This is a genomic window from Clostridium sp. 2218st1_F5_2218SCRN_220325, assembly GCF_039062665.1.
GTDB lineage: Bacteria > Bacillota > Clostridia > Peptostreptococcales > Peptostreptococcaceae > Intestinibacter.
In genome coordinates this window covers 70,732-81,435 of the sequence record NZ_JBCLNH010000009.1, presented here as the reverse complement: position 1 = coordinate 81,435, position 10,704 = coordinate 70,732, and the positions used below count along the sequence as shown (strand labels likewise).

Genomic DNA, 10,704 nt, shown 5'->3' with positions numbered 1-10,704 from the left:
AGTTACTCCTGTTGCTATTACTTTTTCTTCTGGTTGTGGGTCTGGTGTTGGATCTGGTGTTTGTGAATCTAGTTTTACATATGTTCCTGATACATATCCGTATGAATTATTGTATTTTATTTTGTACCAGCCGTTTGATTCTTTCTTAACTACTTCTACCTTTGCACCTTTAGTTAATCCACCTATTCTTGCATAATTTGCTCCTGCACCTTTTCTAACGTTTAGGTTTTCTGTAGTTACTCCTGTTGCTATTACTTTTTCTTCTGGTTGTGGGTCTGGTGTTGGATCTGGTGTTTGTGAATCTAGTTTTACGTATGTTCCTGATACATATCCATATGTATTATTGTATTTTATTTTGTACCAGCCGTTTGATTCTTTTTTAACTACTTCTACTTTTGCACCTTTAGTTAATCCACCTATTCTTGCATAGTTTGCTCCTGCACCTTTTCTAACGTTTAAGTTTGCTGTAGTTACACCTGTTGCTATTACTTTTTCATCGACAGTTGTATTAGTAGCTTTAAATGCTAAATCATTTTGTTTTGCATAAGTTTCTGCATAAGAACCTGTTTCTCCATGAATTGTAACAACTTCAGCACCTGCATCTGCTAATGATTTACCTATCTTTGTAACTGATTTAGGTATTGTTATATCAGTTAATTTTTCACAATCGCTAAACGCTTCATCACCTATAGTTGTAACTCCATTTGGTACTGTAAATTGAGAAAATCCAGTCATAGCAAATGCAGAATCCCCTATAGTTTTAATACTGCTTGGTAGTTTTATAGAGCTTAAACTTTCACAACCTGCAAATGTAGAATCTGGAATAGTACTTATTGAACTTGGTAAAGTTACATTTGTTAAGTTACTATTTAGTAAAAATACTCCTGCACCTAATTTTGTTACACTGCTTGGAACAACTACATTATTTAGACTTAAATCTAAAGCAAAAGCTAAAGTATCTATAGTTTTTACACTGCTTGGTATTGTAACTTTAGTTAAATTGTCGCAAGCTGCAAACGCACTTGCCCCAATAACTTCTACTCCTTGTGATATTGTTACACTTTTAAGTTGGTCTAATGATGTAAATGCACTATAATATATCATTTTAACCGGTTTTCCACCAAGAGTACTTGGTATAACTAAATTTGTTGCACTACCATCATAATCTGTCACTATAGCTTCATTTCTATTATTTATAACATAATAAAATCCATTTTCTACTTCTTCTTCATAATACTCATTATCAAAATCATATCCCCAGTCTATATCTAAAAGCATATCTTCAAGGTCAGAACTATCCTGTATTCTAAGTAATCCCCTGCTTCTACTCATTGAATCAGATACTACATTCAATATTTCTTGAGTGCTTTCTTGTGATACTGTTGATTCTGCATAAACATTAGTTGCACTAATCGAAAAAGATGCTAATAGTCCTAATACTGTTAAGACACTTGCTATCTTTCTAAATTGTTTCGGCATTTATATTCCCCCTTTAATATCTTTTTCTTTAGTTTAACATATAAAAAAGTCAAAAGTTGTCTAAGCTTGTCAAATAAGTTTTTTTTTATGATTTTAGCGTTCTGACCCAATTTGTAAAAATTATAAATTTCTTAAACTTTTATATTTTAAAAAGTCGATTTTTTAAATAAATAAACTTATGACTTTACTTTGTAAAAATTTTAAAATAAATATAATTTTCTATAGGATACAAAAATTCACTCCGTTCATAGCGCCAACGACTTCGTCCGTTGCTTAAAATTCACTCCGTTCATGTGCATCTATTGCTTAGGATTAAAAAATCCTAGCATTTCTGCTAGGATTTCAAAATTTCATAGAATTTATTATATTTATTTAAAGTAATTTACACCGCTTTCAAATATTTTTTGATCTTTTTCACCATGTATATTTTTAAGTGTGTATTTACCTATTCTTTCTGAGTGTCCCATTTTACCTAATATTCTACCGTCTAAACTTGTTATACCTTCAACTGCATAGAATGAACCATTAGGATTATAATCTATGTCATAAGTAGCATTTCCATCTAAATCTACATATTGTGTTGCGATTTGTCCATTTGCTACTAACTTATCGAATATCTCTTTATTTGCTACGAATTTACCTTCACCATGAGAGATTGATATACTGTGTAAGTCTCCTACTTGTGTACCTGCTAACCATGGAGATTTATTTGATGCTATTCTAGTAGTTACAACTTTTGCTTGGTGTCTACTGATGTTGTTGTAAGTTATAGTTGGAGCATCTTCTGCAGTAAATGGTTTTATTTCTCCGTATGGTACTAATCCTAATTTGATTAATGCTTGGAACCCATTACAAATACCTAGCATTAAACCATCTCTATTAGTTAATAAATCGTTTACTGCCTCTGCTATTTTTGGATTTCTAAATACTGTCGCTATAAATTTAGCAGAACCATCTGGTTCGTCACCAGCACTAAATCCACCTGGTATCATAACTATTTGTGAAGACTCGATTTCTTTGACCATAGTTTCGATTGAATCTTCTATATTAGCATAATTTAAGTTTCTAAATACTTTTATGCTTGATTTTGCTCCAGCATCTTCAAAAGCTCTAGCTGAGTCGTATTCGCAGTTTGTTCCTGGGAATGCTGGTATAAATACTTTTGGCTGAGCTATTGATAATGAAGATTTTTGATGTTCATTAACTATAAAGTTTATGTTTGATATTTCGCCAGTTGGTTCAACTGCTTTTGTTGGGAATATTGGTTCTAAAGTAGATTCATAAGCTTTGTAAATCTTACCTAAGCAAACTTTATATCCATCGACATCTATATATTGTCCTTCTATTGTTTTACCTGCAACTTTGTAATCTAAATCTTCTAATAAAGCTAAATCAGCTTTATCCATTTCAAGTGCTATATTTCCGTATGCTGGTTTGAATAATTTATCTGTATTAACTTCTTTAGATACTTCAAATCCTATTTTATTACCAAATGCCATCTTAGCTATAGCCTCTCCTAGTCCGCCATACCCTAATGCATATGAGGCAAGAACTTTCTTAGCTTGAGTTAATTCTCTTATTTTATCTAAGTTTTTCTTTAATATATCAAAATCAGGAATTCCATTTTCTAATCTAGGAGTTTTTATAACTGCTAAAACAGAACCTGCTTTTTTAAATTCTTGTGATACAACATACTCTGCATCTACAGTGTTTACTGCGAATGAAACTAATGTTGGCGGTACGTTTATATGCTCAAAAGTCCCAGACATACTATCCTTACCACCTATTGCAGGTATGCCAAATTCTTTTTGTGCATAATATGCACCTAGTAATGCAGAGAATGGTTTACCCCATTTAGTTGAATCCTTGCCTAGTTTTTCGAAGTATTCTTGGAAAGTTAATCTCGTAGTTTTGTAATCTCCACCAACTGCAACTAATTTACAGATTGATTCTACAACTGCGTATAATGCACCATGGAATGGACTCCATTTTCCGATTTTAGGATTATATCCAAATGTCATTATTGATGAAGTTGTAGTCTTTCCACCAAGTACAGGTATTTTTGCAACCATACCTTGAATTGGAGTTCTTTGATATTTACCTCCAAATGGAAGTAATACTGTATTTGAACCTATAGTATTATCAAATTTTTCAACTAAACCTTTTTGAGAGCATACATTTAAATCTTTTAATACGCTATCAAATTTATCAGATATAGTTTCTCCTTCTACTTTTATTTTTCCAGTATTAAAGAATGTATTTTCTTCATCTACTTTTGGAACATGTATATCAGTTTGTTGTTTCTTACCATTTGTATCAAGGAAAGCTCTGTTTAAATCAACGATAGCTTTTCCATTCCAGAACATTCTTAAATATCCTGTGTCAGTTACTGTTGCAACATGAGTTGCTTGTAAGTTTTCAAATCCTGCAAGTTCTATAAATCTGTCTTTATTTTCAGCATCTATAGCACAAGCCATACGTTCTTGTGATTCTGATATTGCAAGTTCAGTCCCATCAAGACCGTCATATTTTTTAGGTACTAAGTCTAAGTTAATATCTAAACTTTCTGCGATTTCGCCTATTGCAACAGAAACACCACCAGCCCCAAAGTCGTTACATCTTTTTATCATTTGTGCAACTTCTTTATTTCTAAAAAATCTCTGAATTTTTCTTTCGTTAGGGGCATCACCTTTTTGTACTTCAGCACCACAAGTCTCTATTGATTCTTCGCTATGTTCTTTTGATGAACCAGTAGCTCCTCCACAACCATCTCTACCAGTTTTTCCACCTAATAGTATGATTATGTCCCCTTTTTCTGGTCTTTTTCTTATTACATTTTCCTTTGGAACTGCTGCTATAACTGCACCAATTTCCATTCTCTTAGCCATAAAATCTTCGTCATAAACTTCTGTAACTTGCCCAGTTGTCAAACCTATTTGGTTACCATAAGAGCTATATCCATTAGCTGCCTCAGTAGTTATTTTCTTTTGCATTAATTTCCCGTGTAATGTATCTTCTAGTGAAGTTCTAGGGTCTGCACTACCCGTAACACGCATTGCTTGATAAACATAACTTCTTCCTGAAAGTGGATCTCTGATTGCTCCACCTAAACAAGTCGCAGCACCACCAAATGGTTCTATCTCTGTCGGGTGGTTGTGTGTTTCGTTTTTAAACATCAATAGGTATTTTTCTATTTTTCTATCGACATTTACATCTATATTTATACTACACGCATTTATTTCTTCGCTTTCGTCCAAATCATCTAATTTGCCTGCATTTTTAAGTTCTTTAACAGCTATAGTTGCTATATCCATTAAGCACATATCTTTTTGTTTTTCTATATATAGGGTATTTCTAGCTTGGATGTATTTTGAATAAGTTTCTTTAATTATTTCGTTGAATTTTCCATCTTCAATTTCAACGTTTTTTATTTGTGTCATAAAAGTAGTATGTCTACAATGATCTGACCAGTAAGTATCTAACACTTTTATTTCTGTTATGGTTGGATTTCTCTTTTCTTGATTTTTAAAATACTCTTGAATATATTCTAAATCCTCTATTGTCATTGCTAAACCTTGTTTATTTAAGAAATTTTCTAGCTCTTTTTTGTCGAAATCGATAAATCCTGTTATTGTTTCAACTTCTGTAGGTATATCAGTTTTAATTTCTAATGTTACTGGTTTTTCAAGATTCGCCTCTCTACTATCGACTGGATTTATTATATATGACTTTATTTTATCAAATAATTTATCATCTATTTCTCCTGATAAAATATATAATTTTGCACTATTTATATTAGGTCTTTGCCCCTCATTTATTATTTGAACACATTGAGCTGCCCAATCGGCTCTTTGGTCATATTGCCCAGGAAGATACTCAACTGCAAAGACTTTTGCATCTTTGTCATATTCTACATTTTCGTTATATACAATATCTAAATTTGGCTCTGAAAATATTGTCTTTGATGCATATTCACAAACTTCATCAGACAATCCTTCTATATCATATCTATTTAATAATCTTAAATTATCTATACAATCTATATGTAAACTGTCTTTTAAATCTTTCATTAAAGCTTTTGCCTCTAGGTCGAATCCTTCCCTTTTTTCAACTAAAAGTCTTTTTACATTTGAACTCATATTATTCCTCCATTAAGAAATTTCCCATTTTATTTTTGAAAATTTATTTCCATATATCTGTTCTATAATGCATTCCCTCAAAATTTATTTTCTTTATATTTTCATAAACTTTTTTGCCTGCTTCTTTAACAGTTTTTCCTTTTGCAGTTATACCGATTACCCTTCCACCGTTTGTAACCAATTTGTTGTCCAATAATTTTGTTCCACTATGAAAAACGACTATATCTTTATCTAAATTATCAAGTCCTGTTATAAGTTTTCCCTTTTCATAACTTTCAGGATATCCTCCTGATGTAAGCATTACGCATATAGCACTATCGTCGCTGTATTTTATATCAATATCTTTTAATTTATTATTTATAACTGCTGATATTATTTCACTTAAATCAGTTTCCAATCTGAATAAAACTGATTGTGTCTCTGGGTCCCCAAATCTCACGTTATATTCAAGAATCTTCGGACCATCTTTAGTTATCATTAATCCAACAAATAATATTCCTTTAAAATCTAGATTATCTTCTTGGAATCCTTTTAAAGTTTTATCTAATATATTTTCTTTTATTTCTTTTGATAATTCATAAGTATAAATTTCACTTGGGGAGAATGTGCCCATTCCTCCAGTATTTAGACCATTTTCTCCGTCATTTACTTTTTTGTGGTCTTTTGCACTTACCATAGGAATTATTGTTTCATTATCTACAAAAGCTAGTATTGATGTTTCTATTCCACTTAGAAACTCTTCTATTACTATTTTTTCTCCAGCAGTACCAAACTTTTTATCATTCATCATTTCTTTTAGTGTTTTTATTGCATCTTCTCTATTTTCTGAAATTATAACTCCCTTTCCAGCTGCTAAACCATCTGCTTTTATAACAACTGGATATCCAAAATCATCAATATCATCTATTGCCTTATCGATATTTGTATATTCTTTGTATTTAGCTGTCGGCAAGTTATGTCTTGTCATAAAATCTTTTGAGAATGCTTTACTTCCTTCTAATCTTGCACATTTTTTATTAGGTCCAAATACTTTTAATCCTTGTGATTCAAAAACATCTGTAATTCCCATAACTAGTGGTACTTCTGGCCCTACTACAGTTATATCTATTTCGTTTTCTTTTGCAAATTTAGCAAGTTCATCTATATCTGAATCACCTATATTTACACATTCAGCCACTTCAGCAATCCCAGGATTTCCTGGTGCACAGTATATTTTCTCTACGTTTTTTTCATTGCTTAATTTCCAACAGATAGCATGTTCTCTTCCGCCGCCACCTACTACTAATATCTTCATATTTTCCCTCCTAGCTTATAAGTATTTATTATTTTATTCTTACTCTTCTGCCTTCTACAGATATCTTCCCTTCACAAAATAACTTTACACATCTAGGAAGAATTGTATGTTCTACTTCTAAAACTCTTTTTGCTAATGTTTTGGCATCGTCATCATCCATCACTTTTACAGTATCTTGCATTATTATTGGACCTGCATCTGCTTTTTCATTCACAAAATGGACAGTTGCTCCAGAAACTTTTGCACCATAATCAATTACTGCTTGGTGCACCTTTTCGCCATAAAATCCATCTCCACAGAAAGAAGGAATTAATGCTGGATGTATATTCATAATTTTATTTTCAAATTCGCTTACAAATTTAGGACTTATTATTTTTAGATAACCTGCCAAAACTACTAAGTCTATATTCTCTTCTTTTAATATTTTTATTACTTCATCTTCATCTTTTTCAAATACTGATCTTATGTTGTGCTTTTTTGCCCTTTCAAGTCCAAAAGCATCTTCTCTATTAGAAATAACTACTTTTATATTTCCGTTTATCTTTTTACTTTCACAGTCATCAATTATAGCTTGTAGATTTGAACCTCCACCAGAAATCAATACACCTATATTTAGCATAATTCTACTCCCTTGTGGCTATCAACAACTTCCCCGATTATATATGCCTTGTCCTGCATTAATTCAACATATTTTTTATATATCTCTATTTTCTCTTGTTCTCTATTGTTTATATAATCAACTAATTGAGGTGCGTCTTCTTTATTAACTATAAATACAATTCCAATTCCCATGTTAAAACTCTTATGTAGCTCTCTTTTTTCTACTATATTAAATCCTTCTATCATTTTAAATATAGGTGGTTTCTCCCATGAATCAGTCTTAATATCAAGCCCTAGACCATCAGGTATAACTCTCGTAATATTTTCTATAACTCCACCACCAGTTATATGGGCAATAGCTTTAATATTATATTTTTCAAGTAAGTCTAAAACTAATTTCACATATATTTTTGTCGGTGTTAGTAAAGCTTCTCCAACTGTCATTTTTAACTCTTCAACATATTGATTTAAATCATAATTATAAGTATCTAAAAATATTTTTCTAATAAATGAAAAACCATTACTGTGAATACCGCTCGAAGAAACCCCAACTAATACATCCCCAGCTTTTACATCTTTTCCTGATACTATCTTTGTTTTATCAGCTATACCTACTGCAAATCCCGCCAAATCATATTCATCTTCACTATACATTCCTGGCATTTCAGCAGTTTCGCCTCCGATTAATGCACAACCTGACATTTTGCATCCATTGGCAACACCTTCTACAATTTTATCTATATGTTCAGGGACTAATTTCCCTGTTGCAATATAATCTAGAAATAGTAGCGGTTTTGCACCTTGGCATATTAAATCATTGACACTCATTGCAACTAAATCTATCCCTACGGTATCGTGTTTATTCATCATTTGTGCCAATTTTAATTTAGTCCCTACACCATCTGTTGCTGCTAAAAGGACTGGTTCTTCCATTTTCACAAAATCTTTCAAGCTATATAATCCACTAAAATTCCCTAAATCACCTATAACATTTTTGTCGTAAGTCTCCTTTATCTTCCCTTTTATAAGACTTACTGCTCTATTGCCTTCATCAATATTTACACCAGATTGTTCATATGTTAACATTCTAAAAATTCCTCCTTGTCGATTTTCTTAACTGGATAATTTCCGTCAAAACAAGCTTTACAAAATTTAAATTCATTTCCTGTTCCAGCAGCACTCATCATTCCTTCTATATCTAAGAATTTCAATGTATCACAGCCGATATATTCCCTTATTTCCTCTACATTTTTGTTAGCAGCAATTAATTTAGAACGGTTTGGAGTATCAATACCGTAATAACAAGAATATTTAACTGGAGGTGATGTTATTCTTAGGTGTATTTCCTTAGCCCCAGCATCTCTCAATGATTTGACTAATTGTTTTGAAGTTGTTCCCCTAACAATCGAATCATCTACAAGTATTATTGATTTTCCTTTTAATACTCTACTAAGTGGATTTAGTTTTATTTTTACACCTAACTCTCTTTCTTCTTGGGTAGGTTTTATAAATGTTCTACCTACATATCTATTCTTAACTAATGCTTCAGTTAGTGGAAGTCCGCTTGCATTTGCATATCCGATCGCCCCTGGCCAACCAGAGTCTGGAACTGGAACTACCATATCTGCATTAATATCTTCATCTTGTGATAATATTTTTCCTGATTCCACCCTAAATTCGTATGCGTTTACTTTATCTATAGTGGCATCATTTCTTGCAAAATATATATGCTCAAATATACAACTCTTTTTCATTGGTTTACAGTTGTTGCTGAAGTTGTATGATTTTAATTTTCCGTTCTTTATAACTACTATTTCACCCGGTTCTAAATCCCTGATAAATTCCCCACCAAGTATATCTATCTCACAGTTTTCTGATGCAAAAATATATTCTCCATTGTCTCTCTTCCCAAGTAATAAAGGTCTAAATCCATGTGGATCTCTAACAGCAATAAGCTCTTGGTCGGTTAATATAACTAATGAATAAGCACCTTTTATTTGATCCATAGTTAACTTAACTGCTTCTACAATATTTCCTGTATAATATCTAGCAAGTATATACAAAATTACTTCTGTATCACTTTTTCCTCTAAACATTATCCCGTCCTCTTCTAGCATCTCTTTTAAGTAATTAGCATTTACCAAGTTGCCATTATGAACTAATCCTAAATTTCTCTTTCTCAAAGAACCTACTAAAGGTTGGCAATTATACATATGACTTCCGCCTGCTGTTGAATATCTAACATGAGCTATTCCCATTGTCCCAGGAAGTTTATCTAAATCATCTGATTTAAATACATCACCTACTAAACCCATATCTTTTTTATAATTTATTTCTTTACCATCATGTACTGCCATACCACAACTTTCTTGACCTCTATGTTGCATAGAATATAAACCGTAATACAGTTCTTTTGATATGTTCTTATCGGAATAAATCCCTAATATACCACACATGTGATTATTCCCCCCTATAACTATTATTTACTCATTCTCGAAAGGACTTCTTCATACCCTTGAATAAGGTCGCCTAAGTCTCTTCTAAATCTATCTTTATCTAACTTTTCGTTAGTATTAACATCCCACAATCTACAAGTATCTGGTGATATTTCATCTGCTAATATTATATTTCCATCTGTATCTTTTCCGAATTCTAGTTTGAAGTCAACTAATTTTAAATTTAATTTTAAGAAAAATTCCTTCATGATTTCATTGATTTTTAGAGTTTGTTCTCTGATATAATCTATCTCTTCTTGAGTTGCTAATTTTAATGCTATTGCATGGTCATCATTTACAAGTGGGTCGCCATATTCATCATTTTTATATGACATTTCAAATATTGGTTTGTCTAATACGATTCCTTCTTCTACTCCGTATCTCTTACAGAAAGAACCTGCTGTGATATTTCTTACTATAACTTCAAGTGGTAGGATTGTAACTTTTTTTACTAATTGTTCTCTATCTGATAAAGCTTTTATGAAATGTGTTTTTATTCCTGCTTTTTCTAATGTTTCAAACATTATCGTGCATATTTTATTATTTAAAATGCCTTTTGACTGGATTGATGCTTTTTTTTCACCATTAAATGCAGTTGCATCATCTTTATAATAAACTATATATTCATTTTCATTATCTGTACTATAAACTTGCTTTGCCTTTCCTTCATATAATAACATTGTTATTACCTCCCAAA

General features: G+C 31.7%; 7 protein-coding genes. All 7 read right to left on the bottom strand.

The genetic code is table 11. The annotated features are described in order from the left end of the window. The coding region (locus ABCM86_RS07280; RefSeq protein ID WP_343003760.1) for a leucine-rich repeat protein at window positions 1-1,479 on the bottom strand (1,479 nt) is incomplete at its 3' end. A 368-nt stretch (window positions 1,480-1,847) separates the two neighbouring features. Beyond that, the gene (locus tag ABCM86_RS07275; RefSeq protein ID WP_343003759.1) at window positions 1,848-5,618 is read right to left on the bottom strand and encodes a phosphoribosylformylglycinamidine synthase; all 3,771 of its coding nucleotides are present in this window, start codon (window positions 5,616-5,618) and stop codon (window positions 1,848-1,850) included. 43 nt (window positions 5,619-5,661) lie between these two features. After that, window positions 5,662-6,912 carry a phosphoribosylamine--glycine ligase gene (gene purD / locus ABCM86_RS07270; protein ID WP_343003758.1) on the bottom strand — a complete coding sequence of 417 codons (1,251 nt, stop codon included), beginning with the start codon at window positions 6,910-6,912 and terminating at the stop codon, window positions 5,662-5,664. 28 nt (window positions 6,913-6,940) lie between these two features. Next, window positions 6,941-7,531: a phosphoribosylglycinamide formyltransferase gene (gene purN, locus ABCM86_RS07265; RefSeq protein WP_295733348.1), complete on the bottom strand. Its 591-nt coding sequence runs from the start codon at window positions 7,529-7,531 to the stop codon at window positions 6,941-6,943. Beyond that, window positions 7,525-8,598 carry a phosphoribosylformylglycinamidine cyclo-ligase gene (gene purM, locus ABCM86_RS07260; protein ID WP_343003756.1) on the bottom strand — a complete coding sequence of 358 codons (1,074 nt, stop codon included), beginning with the start codon at window positions 8,596-8,598 and terminating at the stop codon, window positions 7,525-7,527. Before purM ends, purN begins: the two co-directional genes overlap by 7 nt. Continuing rightward, a complete protein-coding gene (gene purF / locus ABCM86_RS07255; RefSeq protein WP_295677560.1) occupies window positions 8,592-9,968 on the bottom strand; it encodes an amidophosphoribosyltransferase in 1,377 nt (458 codons plus the stop codon). Before purF ends, purM begins: the two co-directional genes overlap by 7 nt. A gap of 23 nt (window positions 9,969-9,991) precedes the next feature. Then, complete coding sequence (gene purC, locus ABCM86_RS07250) at window positions 9,992-10,687, bottom strand: phosphoribosylaminoimidazolesuccinocarboxamide synthase (protein WP_195929420.1); 696 nt, start codon at window positions 10,685-10,687, stop codon at window positions 9,992-9,994. Between the last annotated feature and the right edge of the window lie 17 nt (window positions 10,688-10,704).

Bases quoted from the DNA above. Each gene is read 5' to 3' on its own strand.
- purD (WP_343003758.1), bottom strand. From the start codon at position 6,912: ATGAAGATATTAGTAGTAGGTGGCGGCGGAAGAGAACATGCTATCTGT.
- purM (WP_343003756.1), bottom strand. From the start codon at position 8,598: ATGTTAACATATGAACAATCTGGTGTAAATATTGATGAAGGCAATAGA.
- ABCM86_RS07275 (WP_343003759.1), bottom strand. From the start codon at position 5,618: ATGAGTTCAAATGTAAAAAGACTTTTAGTTGAAAAAAGGGAAGGATTC.
- purN (WP_295733348.1), bottom strand. From the start codon at position 7,531: ATGCTAAATATAGGTGTATTGATTTCTGGTGGAGGTTCAAATCTACAA.
- purF (WP_295677560.1), bottom strand. From the start codon at position 9,968: ATGTGTGGTATATTAGGGATTTATTCCGATAAGAACATATCAAAAGAA.
- purC (WP_195929420.1), bottom strand. From the start codon at position 10,687: ATGTTATTATATGAAGGAAAGGCAAAGCAAGTTTATAGTACAGATAAT.